12 protein-coding genes are annotated in these 15352 nt (G+C 63.6%); 10 read left to right on the top strand and 2 right to left on the bottom strand.

Going from position 1 to position 15352, the window contains the following annotated elements:
• Positions 1-92: 92 nt before the first annotated feature.
• The 6 genes from FFS45_RS23320 (at position 93) to FFS45_RS23295 (ending at position 5840) form a co-directional block, all read left to right on the top strand.
• Positions 93-755: a response regulator gene (locus FFS45_RS23320; protein ID WP_137956995.1), complete on the top strand. Its 663-nt coding sequence runs from the start codon at positions 93-95 to the stop codon at positions 753-755.
• 4 nt (positions 756-759) lie between these two features.
• The gene (locus FFS45_RS23315; protein ID WP_137956994.1) at positions 760-2061 is read left to right on the top strand and encodes an ATP-binding protein; all 1302 of its coding nucleotides are present in this window, start codon (positions 760-762) and stop codon (positions 2059-2061) included.
• Between the two features lie 151 nt (positions 2062-2212).
• Positions 2213-3730 (top strand): DegQ family serine endoprotease, encoded by a 1518-nt coding sequence (locus FFS45_RS23310; RefSeq protein ID WP_137956993.1) that lies wholly within the window; start codon positions 2213-2215, stop codon positions 3728-3730.
• Between the two features lie 245 nt (positions 3731-3975).
• Positions 3976-4470, top strand: a complete 495-nt coding sequence (locus tag FFS45_RS23305; protein WP_137956992.1) for a carboxypeptidase regulatory-like domain-containing protein — start codon at positions 3976-3978, stop codon at positions 4468-4470.
• A 153-nt stretch (positions 4471-4623) separates the two neighbouring features.
• A complete protein-coding gene (locus tag FFS45_RS23300) occupies positions 4624-5052 on the top strand; it encodes a DUF427 domain-containing protein (protein WP_137956991.1) in 429 nt (142 codons plus the stop codon).
• A 35-nt stretch (positions 5053-5087) separates the two neighbouring features.
• Positions 5088-5840 carry an SRPBCC domain-containing protein gene (locus tag FFS45_RS23295; protein ID WP_137956990.1) on the top strand — a complete coding sequence of 251 codons (753 nt, stop codon included), beginning with the start codon at positions 5088-5090 and terminating at the stop codon, positions 5838-5840.
• A 30-nt stretch (positions 5841-5870) separates the two neighbouring features.
• Here FFS45_RS23295 and FFS45_RS23290 read toward each other — a convergent pair whose 3' ends face one another.
• Positions 5871-6527 (bottom strand): TetR family transcriptional regulator, encoded by a 657-nt coding sequence (locus tag FFS45_RS23290; protein WP_137956989.1) that lies wholly within the window; start codon positions 6525-6527, stop codon positions 5871-5873.
• Between the two features lie 430 nt (positions 6528-6957).
• Between FFS45_RS23290 and FFS45_RS23285 the strand changes: the two genes are divergently transcribed.
• From FFS45_RS23285 to FFS45_RS42780, 4 genes are all read left to right on the top strand, one after another.
• Positions 6958-8187 (top strand): efflux RND transporter periplasmic adaptor subunit, encoded by a 1230-nt coding sequence (locus FFS45_RS23285; protein WP_137956988.1) that lies wholly within the window; start codon positions 6958-6960, stop codon positions 8185-8187.
• A gap of 15 nt (positions 8188-8202) precedes the next feature.
• Positions 8203-11400 (top strand): efflux RND transporter permease subunit, encoded by a 3198-nt coding sequence (locus FFS45_RS23280; RefSeq protein ID WP_137956987.1) that lies wholly within the window; start codon positions 8203-8205, stop codon positions 11398-11400.
• Between the two features lies 1 nt (position 11401).
• Positions 11402-12922, top strand: a complete 1521-nt coding sequence (locus FFS45_RS23275; protein WP_137956986.1) for an efflux transporter outer membrane subunit — start codon at positions 11402-11404, stop codon at positions 12920-12922.
• Positions 12923-13149: 227 nt separating this feature from the next.
• Positions 13150-13401: a Fic family protein gene (locus tag FFS45_RS42780; RefSeq protein ID WP_137957058.1), complete on the top strand. Its 252-nt coding sequence runs from the start codon at positions 13150-13152 to the stop codon at positions 13399-13401.
• Between the two features lie 95 nt (positions 13402-13496).
• Here FFS45_RS42780 and FFS45_RS23265 read toward each other — a convergent pair whose 3' ends face one another.
• Complete coding sequence (locus FFS45_RS23265; RefSeq protein ID WP_137956985.1) at positions 13497-14912, bottom strand: nucleobase:cation symporter-2 family protein; 1416 nt, start codon at positions 14910-14912, stop codon at positions 13497-13499.
• Positions 14913-15352: the final 440 nt, after the last annotated feature.

The following is a 15352-nucleotide window of genomic DNA, read 5'->3' as shown; positions in this document are numbered from 1 at the left end:
GCGCACCTGCAGCAATTGGCGGGCACCCGGACGCACGCGCCCTGGACGGGCGCTAGAATGCGGCATCATGAATGTTTCGGAATCGTAGAGTCATGCGCATATTGCTAGTCGAAGACGACCGGATGATCGCCGAGGGCGTGCGCAAGGCGCTCCGTGGCGAAGGCTTCGCGGTGGACTGGGTGGAAGACGGCGAAGCGGCGCTCAGCGCGGCCGGCGGCGAGCCTTACGATCTGGTCCTGCTCGACCTGGGCCTGCCCAAGCGCGACGGCCTCGATGTGCTGCGCACGCTGCGCGCGCGTGGCCATACGCTGCCGGTGCTGATCGTCACGGCTCGTGATGCGGTCGCGGACCGCGTGAAGGGGCTCGACGCCGGGGCTGACGACTATCTTGTCAAACCTTTCGATCTCGACGAACTCGGCGCCCGCATGCGCGCGCTGATCCGCCGCCAGTCCGGCCGCAGCGATTCGACGATCCGCCACGGCGCGCTCACGCTCGACCCCGCCTCGCACCAGGTCACGCTTGCCGGCGCGCCGGTCGCGCTGTCCGCCCGCGAATTCGCCCTGCTCGAGGCGCTGATCGCGCGGCCGGGCGCCGTGTTGTCGAAGAGCCAGCTCGAAGAAAAAATGTATGGCTGGGGCGAGGAAATCGGCAGCAATACCGTCGAGGTCTATATTCACGCGCTGCGCAAGAAGCTCGGCGCCGACCTGATCCGCAACGTGCGAGGCCTCGGCTACATGATCGCGAAGGACGCCTGAGCCGATGCGTTCCATTCGCCGTCAATTGCTGTTCTGGCTGCTCGCCATCGTGTTGCTGGGTGTCGGCATCGCCGGCTGGCTGATTTACCGCCAGGCGCTCGCCGAAGCCAACGAACTGTTCGATTACCAGTTGCAGGAGATCGCCGAGGCGCTGCCGTCCGAGCCGTTCTCGCAGGTGCTCGGCTCGCGCGACACCGGCGACGAAGGCATCGTGCTGCAGATCTGGAACCGCAACGGCGTGCTGATGTACTACTCGCACCCGCGCGCACCGCTCGCGCCGCGCGCCGAGCTGGGTTTTTCGACCGAGAAGACCGACCGTGGCGACTGGCGCGTGTACGGCGCGATTGTCGGCGACAACGTCGTGCAGCTCGCGCAGCCGGTCTCCGTGCGCAACCGGCTTGCCGCCAACGTGGCGTTGCGCACCCTGTGGCCGTTGATCGTGCTGCTGCCGCTGCTCGGTCTGGCGGTCTGGATGGTGGTCGGACGCGGGCTCAGGCCGCTGCGCCGGGTCACCGGCGCGCTCGAAACACGCCATCCGGAAGCGCTCGACCCATTGCCCGACAGCCGTTTACCGCTCGAAGTGCAGCCGCTGGTGCGGGCGCTCAACGGCCTGCTGCAGCGTCTTGCCGCTGCGCTCGATACGCAGAAGGCCTTCGTCGCCGACGCCGCGCACGAACTGCGCACGCCGCTGGCTGCCGTGCAGATCCAGACGCAACTGGTCGCCCGCGCGGCAGACGACACGACACGCCGCGAAGCGCTGACCGATCTGCAGGCCGGCGTCACCCGCGCCACGCGTCTTGCCGAGCAGTTGCTGGCGCTGGCGCGCTCCGAACCGGACGGCCACACGCAGACCCAGGCGATCGATCTGCACGCGCTTCTGGAAGACTGCGTGATGACGTACGCGCCACTCGCGCAGCAGCGCGGTGTCGATCTGGGCGTGGAGAAGAGCGAGGCCGCCACCGTGATCGGCGACGCCGATGCACTACGCGTGATGTTCAACAATCTGGTGGACAACGCAACCAAATACACGCCGCCCGGCGGCCGCGTGGACGTGAGCCTGCTGGTCGAAGCAGGGCATCCGGTGGTGCGCATCGCCGACAGCGGGCCGGGCATTCCGCCAGCCGAGCGCGAGCGCGTGTTCGACCGCTTCTACCGCGTTGGCGCGGGCGCCGACCGTGCCCGCACGGACGTCTCCGGCAGCGGGCTGGGACTGGCCATCGTGCGCCGCATCGCACTTCAGCACGGCGCGAGTGTGATGCTGGGCGAGGCGCCGGCAGGCGGTCTGGAAGTCAGTGTGCGGTTTTGAGCATCCCCAGGCCTCGCGTTGCGCGCGAGCCCCGTGAGACGGGGAAAAGCAGGCAGTTTTGCCGGAGTTCCCTTGTTTAAGACTCTTTTAAGAGACAGGCCTTACGCTTCATCCCATCCCCAAAGCCTTTCTCCCCTGTCAGGAGTACACGATGAATGCGAAAACCCTGTCCCGCAGCGCCGTTGCCATCGCGGTTGCCGTCGCCTTGTCCGCTGGCTATGTGGCGGGTCATCGCGACGTGCCGGCGCCCCAGGTAATCTCGCCGGCGCAAGCCGCGATGATGCCTGCTGAGGCTGCCGCCAAAACCGGTATCCCCGATTTCTCCGGCCTCGTCGAAACCTATGGCCCGGCCGTGGTCAACATCAGCGCCAAGCATGTGGTCAAGCAAACGGCACTGCGCGGCGGCGGCGAGAACGGCGGCAACGCGCAGCAACTGCCGATCGATCCGAGCGATCCGTTCTATCAGTTCTACCGCCACTTCTTCGGCAACATGCCGGGCATGCAGGGCGGTGGCGGCGACGGCGGCGATCAAGGCGACCAGCCGAGCGCCAGCCTCGGTTCGGGCTTCATTGTCAGCAGCGACGGCTACATTCTGACCAACGCGCACGTCGTCGACGGCGCCAACGTGGTCACCGTCAAGCTTACCGACAAGCGCGAATTCCGCGCCAAGGTGGTCGGCGCGGACAAGCAGTCGGACGTGGCGGTGCTGAAGATCGACGCGACCAACCTGCCGACCGTCAAGATCGGCGATCCGAACCAGAGCAAGGTCGGTCAGTGGGTGGTCGCCATCGGTTCGCCGTACGGTTTCGACAACACCGTGACCTCGGGCATCATCAGCGCGAAGTCGCGCTCGCTGCCTAACGAGAACTACACGCCGTTCATCCAGACCGACGTGCCGGTCAACCCCGGCAACTCGGGCGGCCCGCTGTTCAACCTGCAGGGCGAAGTGATCGGCATCAACTCGATGATCTACTCGCAGACCGGCGGCTTCCAGGGCCTGTCGTTCGCGATTCCGATCAACGAAGCGATCAAGGTCAAGGACGATCTGGTCAAGACCGGCCACGTGAGCCGCGGGCGTCTCGGCGTCGCGGTGCAGGGCATGAACCAGACGCTCGCCAATTCGTTTGGCATGTCGACGCCTAACGGTGCGCTGGTGAGCTCGGTCGATCCGGGCGGCCCGGCTGCCAAGGCCGGTCTGCAACCGGGCGACGTGATCACTGCGGTGAATGGCTCGCCGGTCGCGGATTCGACCGATCTGCCGGCGCAGATCGCCAGCATCGCGCCCGGCAGCACGGCTACCGTAACGGTGTGGCGCGACAAGTCGAGCAAGGACATCAAGGTGACTATCGGCTCGATGTCGGATAGCAAGGTGGCGTCGAACGACAATGCGCCGGCTCAGGTCCAGGGGCGTCTGGGCGTCGCGGTGCGGCCGCTCACGCCGGAGGAAAAGAGCAACGCTTCCGTCTCGCACGGCTTGCTGGTGCAACAGTCGGGCGGCGCGGCCGAGAACGCCGGTATTCAGCCGGGTGACGTGATTCTGGCGGTCAACGGCCGCCCGGTGTCGAGCGTCGACCAGTTGAAGCAGATGATCTCGCAGGCGGGTAACAGCATCGCCCTGCTGATCCAGCGCGATAACGCACAGATTTTCGTGCCGGTCGATCTGGGTTGATCGGGGTTGACGTAAAACTTGCTGGTCCGTTGCATAAACTGCCGACGGACCGGCATCTTGCATTCGCATCGTGCCCGCTTTCTGGCAGCATTCCGGTTTCCGAAGCGGCCTCGCCCGTTGGGTAGCGCAGCAGTGGGCGGCAGCGGCGGCCGGAGACTTTCTGTGGAGCTCAGACCCAGCCAGTGGGCACGACAGTTGCAGGTGTTAGCCGGTACACCATCAGGACTCTAACAAGGAGCGATGCAATGAAAATCCAAGGCAATCAGCGCCGGCTCGTCGCTGCGGCGGTCGTCACCGCGTTGACGCTAGGCCTCGCGGGCGGCGCCTGGGCGCAGCAGCCGGGCGTGACCGGCGGCAGCACCAATGAGGACAGCAGCGCCGGCAACACCAACGGCGGCGGCATGCCGCAGATCCAGCATCAGGGTGAAGTGGCGTTTGTGTCGGGCGGCGTGGGCAGCGACGAGTCGCACGCACTGCAGGCCGCGCAAAATCACTGGCCGCTGGCGCTGCGCTTTACCGGTCCCGGTTCGGATTTCCTCGCTGACGTGCACGTGCAGATCGTCGACGCGCACGGCGCCGATGTCCTGCAGGCCACCTCGCGCGGCCCATACATGCTGGTGAGGCTGCGTCCCGGCCGCTACACGGTGCATGCGCGCTACAAGAGCGACGAGCAGCAGAAAGCGGTAACCGTGCCGGCCACGGGCAGCGCAAAGTCGGCGTTCTACTGGAATACGCAGTAATCAGCGTTATTTGCCGGTTGCGCGAAGGTCACGCGCTTGGCTGAAGATTGGCCGATAATGAAGCCACGGGTCTCCCGTGGCTTTTTTCTTGCCTGAGCCGTTTTCTGAACTGCTGCATCAACCGCCTGCTTTTATCGCACACGGAGCCGTGACATGAGCGCCGCCGCAACGCCCGACGAAAGTCCCGCCGCGTCCCCCGCCGCAGGCGCCGCCTCGCATGGCGGCACGGCGTCCGGCGGTCATCGCATCGGCGTCGCCCTCAACCGTCACCGTGTCAGGGTGATTCATCAGGGCGTCACGATGGCCGATACGCAGGCCGCGCTCACACTCACCGAGACCGGCCTTCCCGAGGTGTTTTATTTTCCGCGCAGCGATGTCAATATGGCGCGGCTCGAACGCTCCAACCATACGTCGCATTGCCCGTTCAAGGGCGATGCGTCGTACTTTCATCTGCGCACTGAAGATGGCATGGTCGAGAACGCCGTCTGGTGCTATGAAAACCCCCTCGACGGGGTCCGGCAGATCAAGGGGTATCTGGCGTTTTATGCGTCGCGCGTGGACCGTATCGATCAGACATCCTGATCTCGCGGGCTCGTGCGCTCATCGGGGAGGCAGCCATGGAACTGAACGACGCGTTACGGATTGCACTTGCACCGTCCGATGTCTGGGACGCGCTGCAGGACATCGCGTTGCTGCGCGCGAGTCTCGACAATTGCGAATCGTTTAACCGCCTTGCGCGTGGCGAGTACGCGCTGACGCTGACTGTGCCGCTCGGACCGTTGCGCGCCCGCTACGAAGTGCGCGCCCATGTCGCCACCAAAAATGCCGAGCAGCAGGACGCGACAACACACCGCGCGCTCAATTTCAAGGCGCGCGCCGATGGCGTGGGCTCACTGCGCGGGCAGATCGATGTGACGCTGCGCCCGGATGAGACGGGCCCGAATCAGGGCCCGAGCACACGGATCGATTATTCGGTGTGGGCCACCTTGACGGGACCGTTGGCCGAACTGCCGACGCGCCAGTTGGAGAACGCACTGCACGAACTGGCCGATGACTTCTTCACCGAATTCTGCGCCGTTGTGCAGGCCAAGCACGGCCAGGGGCCGAACCAGGTGCGCAGTGCGAACAGCCGCCGCCAGCATGTGTTCCTGCGGCCGATCAACCTGGGTGGGATGGCGCGCCGGGTTCGCCCCCACGACCACGGCTCCGCGCTGACCGGGCGTGCGACCAGCACGCTGTTCGGGGCACGCTCCCATAGCGTGTCGCATCGGGAACCGACGCCGCATGTCATGCCGAACTGGGTGTGGGCTGCGATGATCTTCCTGGTTGCGCTGGTGCTGTACGCGGCGCATTGGTTTACCCAGAGCTGAGCGCGGGCTGCGAGCCCGCGGCACACCGCGTCATGCTTCGCTGCCCTGCGCACCGCCGATCCGCAACGCAGGACTGAGCCGCAGCGCGTCGAAAATGCCCTGCACAATCTTGTGCGCGTGCACGCTGTAGTCGATGGACTCGGGCAGGAACAGCATGTCGCGCAGCGCCCCGCCGACGAACGCGTGCAGCATGGTGGCCGCCAGCTTGGTGTCGAGATCGGCGGGCATCTGGCCTTTGGAAATCGCGTTGCGCAAACCGGTTCCGATCTTCTCGAGCGCCTCGCGCATGTTGCTCTGATAGCGGAGCATCACCGGGCCCATCTCTTCGACGAACTCACACTTTAGAAAGATGATGTCGAACACGCGGCGCCGCCGCGGATCGAGCGCGGTGTCGCGCAGGCAAAGCGTACAGATATCGATCAGCCGCCCAAGCGGGTCGGCCTCTTCCGGGTTGACGGAGGCGGCTTTCAGTTCGTCGAGCGGCAGCAGCACGCGGTCGAACATCTCGGTGAAGAGATCGCCCTTGTTGGCGAAATGCCAGTAGATCGCGCCGCGCGTGACGCCTGCGGCCTGGGCGATATCGGCCAGCGAAGTGCGCGACACGCCCTTCTCGAAAAAGACCCTTTCTGCGGCATCCAGGATGCTGGCGCGCGTCTCCAGCGCCTCTTCTTTGGTCCTTCTGACCATATTCGTCTGACCTGCCTGATTGGGGGATTACCCGGACACTTTTAAACGTGGCCCATCACAATTGCTCTGATTGTTGCGCGTTTCGCAAACAATTATTGCTGCGTGAGGGCTGTAAGCGTAGTGAAACACACTTATACATCCATACGCGAATGTATATATAATAGCACCCCATCGATCGGATAGCCCAAGCCGTGACGACCGGTTAATATCCGTCACTGTTGTCTTTCAAAAAGCTTGGCGTTGCCTTAAAAAAAGCGGCGCCGTGCGGCATTGCCCGGGTTGGCGCATTGCTGTCGGAATGCTCTGCCCGTTCGCTTCATTGGGCACAGGGCTACCGGTCACGCGTCGCAAGACGCATGTGTGCGCTGTCGTCCCCGGGGTAGGGATGCGCGCACTTTTTCATTCTCTCAGCCTTGACAGAGGTCGCTCCATGCGCGTCGAACGGGTTCCATTTCGCTTAATCAGTGCCGCGACGGCCGCCGTATTCCTGGCCGCGTGCGGCCCAAAACAATCGGCCCCGCCGCAACAAACCCCCGAAGTCGGCATCGTCACTGTGCAGCCGACCTCCGTGCCCGTCGTCACCGAACTGCCGGGCCGCACCAATGCCTTCCTCGTGGCGCAAGTGCGCGCGCGGGTGGACGGCATCGTGCTGCGCCGCGAATTCACCGAAGGCAGCCAGGTGAAGGCCGGCCAGCGCCTGTACAAGATCGATCCGGCGCCGTATATCGCCCAGTTGAACAGCGCCAAGGCAACGCTCGCCAAGGCTCAGGCCAACCTCGTGTCGGTCACGGCCCAGGCCAACCGCTACAAGGTGCTGGTCGCGGCCAACGCCGTCAGCAAGCAGGACTACGACAACGCGGTGGCTTCGGAAGGGCAGGCCGCGGCGGATGTCGCCTCGGGCAAGGCTGCTGTGGATACCGCGCAGATCAACCTCGGCTATACGGACGTCGTTTCGCCGGTGAGCGGCCAGGTCGGCATCTCGCAGGTGACGCCGGGCGCCTATGTGCAGGCTAGCGCGGCCACGCTGATGTCGACGGTGCAGCAGTTGGACCCGATGTACGTCGACCTGACGCAGTCGAGCCTCGACGGCCTCAAGCTGCGCCGTGAAGTCCAGGAAGGGCGTTTGAAGACGTCGGGCCCGGACGCCGCCAAGGTCACGCTGATCCTCGAAGACGGCCGCACCTATTCGGAGAAGGGCAAGCTGCAGTTCAGCGACGTCACGGTCGACCAGAGCACCGGTTCAGTCACCGTGCGCGCGCTGTTCCAGAACAAGGACGGCGTGCTGCTGCCGGGTATGTTCGTGCGCGCGCGCATTGAAGAAGGCGTGAACGACAAGGCGATCGTCGTGCCGCAGATCGGCATTACGCATGACCAGAAGGGCACGCCGACCGCGCTCGTCGTGGGTGCGGACAACAAGGTTGCAGTGCGCCAGCTCGTGACTTCGAGCACGTACGGTACGAACTGGGTGGTCGACAGCGGCCTGAACCCGGGTGACCGCGTGATCGTGCAGGGTACCGATAAGGTACGTCCGGGCATGGAGGTCAAGACCGTCGAAGCCCAACTGCCTGCTACTCCCGCCTCCAGTGCCGCCGCTCAAGGCGCACCGGCTGCCAGCGGTGCTCAGACGGCACAAGCCTCTGCTGCATCGGGCGCGCAATAACAGGGAGCCCGTTTCATGGCAAAGTTTTTTATTGATCGCCCGATCTTTGCATGGGTGATCGCCATCATCCTGATGCTTGCGGGTGTCGCGTCGATCTTCACGCTGCCGATCGCGCAATACCCGACCATCGCTCCGCCGGCCGTGCAGATCAGCGCAACGTACCCGGGCGCATCGGCGAAGACGGTGGAAAACACCGTCACGCAGGTGATCGAGCAGCAGATGAGTGGTCTTGACCACTTGCTGTACATCTCGTCCACCTCGGACGATTCGGGTACGGCCACCATCACGCTGACGTTCGCAGCCGGCACCAATCCTGACATTGCGCAGGTGCAGGTGCAGAACAAGCTGCAGCTCGCTACGCCGCTGCTGCCGCAAGCCGTGCAGCAGCTCGGGACGAAGGTTACCAAATCGAGCAGCAGCTTCCTGCTCGTGCTGGCCTTCAACTCCGAAGACGGCAGCATGAACAAGTACGACCTGGCGAACTACGTCGCCTCGAACATCGAAGACCCGGTGAGCCGGATCGACGGTGTGGGTACGGTCACGCTGTTCGGCTCGCAGTACGCCATGCGGATCTGGCTCGACGCGAACAAGCTCACCAACTTCGGCCTCACGCCGGTTGATGTGCAGACGGCGCTTGAAGCGCAGAACGTGCAGGTGGCGGGCGGTTCGCTCGGCGGCACACCGGCCGTGCCTGGCCAGGCGCTGCAGGCCACCATCAGCGAAGCGACGCTGCTGCAGACGCCGCAGCAGTTCGGCAACATCCTGCTGAAGGTGAACCAGGACGGCTCGCGCGTGCTGCTGAAGGACGTGGCGCGCATCGAGCTGGGCGGCGAAAACTACAACTTCGACACCAAGTACAACGGCCAGCCGACTGCCGGTTTCGGTATTCAGCTCGCTACCGGTGCGAACGCGCTGTCGACGGCGAAGGCAGTGCGCGAGAAGGTGCAGGAACTGTCGAAGTACTTCCCGCACGGCCTCGTCGTGAAGTACCCGTATGACACGACGCCGTTCGTGCGCCTGTCGATCGAGGAAGTGGTCAAGACGCTGCTCGAAGGTATCGTGCTGGTGTTCCTGGTCATGTACCTGTTCCTGCAGAACCTGCGCGCAACGTTGATTCCGACGATCGCAGTGCCGGTGGTGCTGCTGGGCACGTTCGCGATCATGAGCGCGGTGGGCTTCTCGATCAACGTGCTGTCGATGTTCGGGCTGGTGCTCGCCATTGGTCTCCTGGTGGACGATGCGATCGTGGTGGTGGAGAACGTCGAGCGGGTGATGGCCGAAGAAGGGCTCTCGCCGCGCGACGCGACCCGCAAGGCCATGGATCAGATCACCGGCGCGCTGGTTGGCGTGGCGCTCGTGCTGTCGGCGGTGTTCGTGCCGGTGGCGTTCTCGGGCGGCTCGGTGGGTGCGATTTACCGGCAGTTCTCGCTGACCATCGTGTCGGCGATGGTGCTGTCCGTGCTGGTCGCGCTGGTTCTCACACCGGCACTGTGCGCGACGATTCTCAAGCCGATTCCGAAGGGCCATCACGAAGTGAAGAAGGGCTTCTTCGGCTGGTTCAACCGGACCTTCGAGAAGAGCCGCGACAAGTACCATAGCGGCGTGCACCACGTGATCAAGCGCTCGGGCCGCTGGCTCATCATCTATCTGGTGGTGATCGTGGCGGTGGGCATGCTGTTCATGCGCTTGCCGAAGTCGTTCCTGCCGGATGAAGACCAGGGCACGATGTTCGTGCTGGTGCAGACGCCGTCGGGTTCGACCCAGGAAACCACCGCGCGTGCGCTCAAGGATGTGTCCGACTACCTGCTCAACGACGAGAAGAGCATTGTCGAGTCCGCCTTTACCGTGAACGGCTTCAGCTTCGCCGGCCGCGGCCAGAATGCAGGTCTCGTGTTCGTGCGGATGAAGGACTACTCGGTGCGTCAGCACTCGGACCAGAAGGTCCAGGCGCTGGTGGGCCGGTTGTTCATGCGCTTTGCGGGCTACAAGAACGCGCTGGTGTATCCGGTGAACCCGCCGTCGATTCCTGAACTGGGTACTGCAGCCGGCTTCGACTTCGAACTCGAAGACCGCGCCGGTGTCGGTCACGCGGCGTTGATGGCCGCGCGTAACCAGTTGCTCGGCATGGCTGCGAAAGACCCGGTGCTCGCTCAGGTGCGTCCGAACGGCCTGAACGACACGCCGCAGTTCAACGTGTCGATCGACCACGAGAAGGCTTCGGCGCTGGGTGTATCGTTGGCCACCATCGACCAGACGTTCTCGATCGCATGGGCATCGGCCTATGTGAACAACTTCCTCGATACGGATAGCCGGATCAAGAAGGTGTATCTGCAGGCTGACGCACCGTTCCGGATGAACCCGGAAGACCTGAACCTCTGGTACGTGCGTAACGGCTCGGGCACGATGGTGCCGTTCTCGGCCTTCGCGAGCGGTTCGTGGGCTTACGGTTCGCCGAAGCTGGAACGCTACAACGGTATTTCGGCAGTCGAAATCCAGGGTGCGGCGGCGCCGGGCAAGAGTACGGGCCAGGCCATGCAGGCAATCGAGGCGATTGCAGCCAAGCTGCCGCCGGGGATCGGGTACGAATGGACGGGTCTGTCGTTCCAGGAAATCCAGTCGGGTTCGCAAGCGCCTATCCTGTACGGTATCTCGATCCTCGTCGTGTTCCTGTGTCTCGCGGCGCTGTATGAAAGCTGGTCGATCCCGTTCTCGGTGATCATGGTGGTGCCGCTCGGCGTGCTGGGCGCACTGCTGGCCGCCACGCTGCGTGGCCTCGAGAACGACGTGTTCTTCCAGGTGGGTCTGTTGACCACGGTGGGGCTGTCGGCGAAGAACGCGATTCTGATCGTGGAATTCGCCCGCGAGTTGCAGCAGGGTGAGGGCATGGGACCGATCGAGGCGGCGCTGGAAGCGGCACGTCTGCGCTTGCGGCCGATCCTGATGACTTCGCTCGCGTTCATTCTCGGCGTGATGCCGCTGGCTATCAGTAACGGCGCAGGCTCCGCGAGCCAGCATGCGATTGGTACCGGCGTGATCGGCGGGATGATCACGGCAACCTTCCTCGCCATTTTCATGATCCCGATGTTCTTCGTCGTGGTTCGTGCGAAGTTCGGCGGTGAGAAGGAAGACCCGGATGCGGCGCTCGAGCACTATAACCAGCACCATCCTCACGACCCGCAGGGCGGCAATGACTCGGGCAAGGAAGGACATTGAGATGCAAAAACACTCTTTGATAGCAGTGGCGGTCGCGCTTCTCGCTACGGCTTGCACGATGGAGCCGCACTACGACCGGCCGGCCGCTCCCGTCTCGGGCAGCTTCCCGACGGACGGCGTCTACTCGACGCAGCCGGGCGCGGCGAACGGCGGCGCGCGCAGCGCCAACGGCCAGGCCGCGGCGGATATCGGCTGGCGCAATTTCTTCGTCGATCCGCGCCTGCAGCGGCTGATCGAGATTGCGCTGAAGAACAACCGCGATCTGCGCGTGTCGGTGCTGAATATCCAGCAGGCGCAGGCGCAGTACCGGGTGGCGCGCTCGAGCCTGTTCCCGACCATCAATGCGGCGGGTTCGGAAGCCAAGACGCGTACTCCGGCTGACCTCTCGCTGCCAGGGCAAGAGCTCTCGACCCAGTATTCGGTCGGGCTCAACGCCTCGTGGGAACTGGACTTCTTCGGCCGGATTCGCAGCCTGAAGGACCAGGCGCTCGACCAGTATCTGGCCACGGCGCAAGCCCGCAAGGCGGCTGAGATCTCGCTGGTGTCGCAGGTGGCGGATCAGTATCTGACCGTGCTGTCGTACGACGATCTGTTGAAGGTGACTGAGGACACGCTGAAAACGGCTCAGGAATCCTATCGGATCAACAAGCTGCAGTTCGACAACGGCACGGGTTCGGAACTCGACCTGCGCCAGGCACAAACGGTGGTCGAGCAGGCCAACGCAAACTATCAGGCCGAGGCGCGCTTGCGTGCCCAGGCGGTCAACGCGCTGGTGCTGCTGGTGGGCGAGCCGTTGCCTGACGATTTGCCGCCGGGGCTGCCGCTCGGCGACCAGGATCTCCTCACGGATATTCCGGCTGGTCTGCCTTCGGATCTGCTGACGCGGCGTCCGGACATCATGGAAGCCGAAGAGAACCTGCTGGCGGCTAACGCGAATATCGGGGCGGCGCGCGCAGCGTTCTTCCCGAAGATCTCGCTGACCGGCAACTTCGGCACGCTGAGCCCGACGCTGGGCGGTTTGTTCAAGCCGGGTTCGGCGGCATGGGGCTTCACGCCGACGATCACCTTGCCGATCTTCGCGGGCGGCGAGAACAAGGCCAACCTCGATCTCGCGCATGTGCAGAAGAACATCCAGGTCGCGACGTACGAAAAGGCGATTCAGACGGCCTTCCGCGAAGTGGCGGACGGACTCGCGGCACGCGGTACGTACGACGAACAGATTGCGGCGCTCCAGCGCGATACGTTCGCGGAACAGCGCCGGCTCGATCTGTCGGATCTGCGCTATCGCAATGGTGTGGACAGCTACCTGTCGGTGCTGACTGCGCAGACCGATCTCTATTCGGCGCAGCAAGCGCTGATTTCGGCACGGGTGGCGCGGCTCACGAACCTGGTGGATCTGTATCAGGCGCTGGGTGGCGGGTGGATCGAGCACAACGGCGATCAACCGCGGCCGGCCGACGCGCCGGTGGATTACAGCGCGGCGAGTACGCCGGCAGCGGCTTCAGGGGCTTCGGCAAACTGAGAGAGAGTTGCTAGCGCTTAGCGATGGGTCTCAAGGCCTCGACGACTGTCGAGGCCTTTTTCATTCGTCTACGGCATTACTACATGTGCACAGCGTCGATGGCGGGGCATTTCTGTTATCGGTCCGGGCGGCTGGCGTTCGAAGTAAGCTGCCGCGCAAATGCTGGCTTATAGTGAAGCAATTTAGATGGATTTGATGCCCTATAGGTCGACAACCGCACATTCCCCATCGATGAGACTGCTGCGCGATTTCACCGCGAGCTGGTGTGGATCCATCCTTTTCCGAATGGCAATGGCCGACACTCCCGAATGATGGCTGATGCGCTCTTGCGCAGCGTGAAACAGGAACCGTTTTCGTGGGGCGGAGGCGGGACGTTGGTTAAAGCAGATAACGCCCGGTCGGATTACTTAGCCGCGTTGCGTGCGGCGGATAAGGGCGACTACAGCTTGCTCCTCGCCTTCGTGCGAAGTACTGCTTAGCCGTCGCACGGACAACGAGCACGCCAAGCCGTCTGTTGTGACACAGGCCAAAGAGCTTTGGGCCGCCGCTTCGTGCGCAGCGGCCCACATCCAGCTCAATGCCAATCCGCTGCCCGCAGCATTTCATCACCTGGGGACGCTTCCTCATTACCACTGCGTCCGTCGAAATCATGCCCGGCGCGGCGGATTTCGCACGTCGCTGCGCGCTCGCCCTTGATGCCGTTAAACACCAGGTTCAACACGACAGAAGACACCGAAGCCAGCAAGATCCCGCTGTGCAGCAGCGGCGAGAGCGCAGGCGGCAGCTTGGCGAAAAAGTGCGGCGACACCACCGGCACGAGACCCAGGCCGATACTGACCGCGACGATGAACAGGTTGTTGTGGTTCTTCACGAAGTCAACCTTGGAAAGCACCTTGATGCCGTTGGCCGCGACCATGCCGAACATCACGATACCGGCGCCGCCGAGCACGAACGCCGGCACCGACGCCACCACCTGAGCCATCTTCGGAAACAGTCCGAGCAGCACCAGGATCACTCCGCCCATCGCGCAGACGAAACGGCTCTTCACACCGGTCACGCCGATCAGCCCGACATTCTGCGAGAACGACGTATGCGGGAACGAGTTGAAGATGCCGCCGATCAGCGTGCCCAGACCGTCGACGCGCAGACCGCGCACCAGAGTCTTCTGATCCACCGGACGATCCACCATGTCGCCGACCGCGAGGAACATGCCGGTCGATTCGATAAACGTGACGAACATCACCGTGACCATCGTCGCGATGGCGAGCGGATCGAAGTGCGGCAGGCCGAAGTGGAACGGCATCACGATGCCGACCCACGGCGCGGCGGTCACACCGTCCATGTTGACGCGGCCGAGCAGCACGGCGATCACGAAGCCCGCGACTATGCCGAGCAGCACCGAGATATTGGCGATAAAGCCCTTGCCGAACTTGTTGATCAACAGGATCAGCGTGAGCACGACGAGCGAGAGGCCCAGATAGACCGGATTGCCGTAGTCGGGATTGCCGACTCCACCGGCCGCCCAGTTGATGCCGACTTCCATCAGCGACAAACCGATCACCGAGATCACCACGCCGATTACCACCGGCGGGAAAAACCGCAGCAGCTTGCCCACCGCCGGCGCGAGAAGAATGCCGATTACCCCCGCCGCGATAGTGGAGCCGAAGATGTCGAGAATGCCGAGATTCGGATTGGTGCCGATTGCCACCATCGGGCCGACTGCGGCGAATGTGCAGCCCATGATGACGGGCAGGCGGATGCCGAAGATCCACAGGCCGAGTGTCTGGATCAGCGTGGCGATGCCGCACGAGAAGAGGTCGGCGCTGATCAGGAATGCAATCTGATCTTTAGGCAGCTTGAGCGCGCTGCCGATAATGAGCGGCACGGCAACTGCGCCGGCATACATGACGAGAACGTGCTGAATGCCGAGCGTAAGCAACTGGCCCGCGGGCAGTCGCTCGTCGCACGGGTGAACCGTGTTCGATTGCATTTTGTCTCTCTCCACCATCTCGTTTTGGGATAGCTCCAAGGTATGCGGAGAGAAATAGCGCAACAAGACCGCTGGGGCCTATTCCGGGCTTCGCGACGATCATATGCGCGCGGGCGAGTTGAAAGCTGTTCGAAATACGCCTGCCGGGCGAACCGGCTGTGAGCCCCATGCTGCGGTGCGAGGCTTCATCAACGCGGGCGGGCTTTGCCAAACCGATATGTGTGAGAATCGATGAGGTGTATTCGACGCGACGCATAGTGCCGTTTTGATGCCGCTTCCAGCGTGGCGGGGTTAACCCGCGCTTGGCCTGCTTTGGGCCTGCTTCTGGTCAGTTTCGGGGCCGCGGCGGCGTGACGCGAAACTGGCGCTGCATGTGCTCCGTTTGGCGCTTACTTTGCCCCCACGCAAGGCGGTCGCACGCCTTCTTCGACTCGATATTT

The sequence above is a fragment of the Burkholderia sp. 4M9327F10 genome, from assembly GCF_005503145.1.
In the GTDB taxonomy this organism is placed as follows: domain Bacteria; phylum Pseudomonadota; class Gammaproteobacteria; order Burkholderiales; family Burkholderiaceae; genus Paraburkholderia.
This window is presented reverse-complemented; position numbering and strand designations above follow the sequence as displayed.